We start from the raw sequence: 1,609 nt of genomic DNA, 5'->3' as shown, positions 1-1,609 counted from the left end.
CCATGGCACCGGCCATCAGGACGTCGCCGAGATCGGCCAGGCCTTCGAGCTCTTGTCGCCGCTGCTCGGCCTCGGCATCGCCTCGATCCTTTTCGCCGTGGCGTTGCTCGCCTCCGGCCTCAACTCAACGGTCACGGCGACGCTTGCCGGCCAGATCGTCATGGAAGGCTTCCTGCGCCTGCGCATCCCGCAATGGGCGCGCCGCCTGCTGACGCGCGGCATCGCCATCGTTCCGGTGGTGATCGTCACCGCGCTCTACGGCGAGAGGGGCACCGGCCAGCTGCTGGTGTTCAGCCAGGTGATCCTGTCGATGCAGTTGCCCTTCGCGGTCATCCCGCTGGTGCAGTTCGTCTCCGACAAGAACAAGATGGGCAATTTTGCCATCCCGCGCGCGGTCGCCATGCTCGCCTGGGTCGTCGCCGCCGTCATCCTGGTGCTCAATTTCAAGCTGCTCTACGACACCATCGCCGGCTTCGGCTGAGAACAATGCACGTCGCCCAAGAGTGCGCTGCGGTTTGGGACGACGACATGCATGAAAGCAAGCGACTTGAGGCGTGCCGCTTGAATTCCTCCAGGCGCGGCACGCCCGGGGACCCGCGCCACCGCGACAAATCCGCGGGCCGCGCTATCTTCTCAAGCCACCATGACCGGAACCGCCGAGGCCCGCCAATTCTACGCCCGACTGATGGCCGCCCATGCCGGCTCGGCCGATCCGCGCCTCGAGGAGGCCTTCGCCACGGTGCCGCGCGAGGCCTTTCTCGGGCCGGGGCCGTGGACCGTCGTCGCCGGTGACGGCAGGGTCGAGACGCCGACCGCAGATCCCTCCCACATCTACCAGAACGTGCTGGTGGCGCTCGATGCCGACAAGGGCATCAACAATGGCGAGCCCATCCTGCACGCCATGTGGATCGGCAAGGTCGCGCCCAAGCCAGGCGAGGTCGTCACCCATATCGGCGCCGGCACCGGCTATTACACTGCGCTGCTGGCGAAGCTGGCCGCGCCCGGCGCGGTCATCGCCTTCGAGCTTGACGCAGCACTTGCCGCCCGGGCCGAGGAGAACCTCGCCGCCTTTGGCAACGTGACGGTCATCCACGGCAATGCCGTCGCGAGCCCGCTGCCGCCGTCCGACATCGTCTATGTCAATGCCGGCGTGGCAGCGCCTCCGGCCGCCTGGCTGAAGGCGCTGAAGCCGGGCGGCCGTATGGTCTTCCCATGGCGCCCTGCCGAACGCGTCGCGCTGGCGGTGCTGGTGACCAGCACGGAATCCGGCTTTGCCTGCCGCCCGTTCATGGGCTCGTGGTTCATCCCTTGCGTCGGCGCATCGACCACGGACCCCTCGGCGAAAATCCCCGATCGCGAAAAGGCGGCGCGCAGCCGCTCGATCTGGCTGATCAGCGACAAGGCGCCGGACCGCACCGCCACTGCCATCATCGGCGACGTCTGGTTTTCGTCGCGAGGCGTCGACGTCAGCGGGGACGAGCGCGCTGAGCGGCGGAATCTTTTGCGGCCGCTGTCGGGCCGACGCCCGTCCAAACGTCCTTAGAGCAATTCCAGGAAAAGTGCGCAGCGGTTTTCCGTCCGGAATTGCGTCAAAACAGATACTTAGAGC

The 1,609-nt window shown here is 66.9% G+C and carries 2 protein-coding genes; both read left to right on the top strand.

From position 1 onward, the window contains the following. A partial coding sequence (locus EN780_RS33765; RefSeq protein ID WP_189556968.1) for a divalent metal cation transporter occupies positions 1-481 on the top strand: 481 nt, incomplete at its 5' end. Positions 482-643: 162 nt separating this feature from the next. After that, complete coding sequence (locus tag EN780_RS33760; protein WP_128276417.1) at positions 644-1,543, top strand: protein-L-isoaspartate O-methyltransferase; 900 nt, start codon at positions 644-646, stop codon at positions 1,541-1,543. Positions 1,544-1,609 lie beyond the last annotated feature (66 nt).

The organism is Mesorhizobium sp. M4B.F.Ca.ET.089.01.1.1, assembly GCF_004022605.1.
GTDB lineage: Bacteria > Pseudomonadota > Alphaproteobacteria > Rhizobiales > Rhizobiaceae > Mesorhizobium > Mesorhizobium abyssinicae.
Note: the sequence above shows the minus strand (reverse complement) of the source record. Positions and strands in the feature narration are given on the sequence as shown.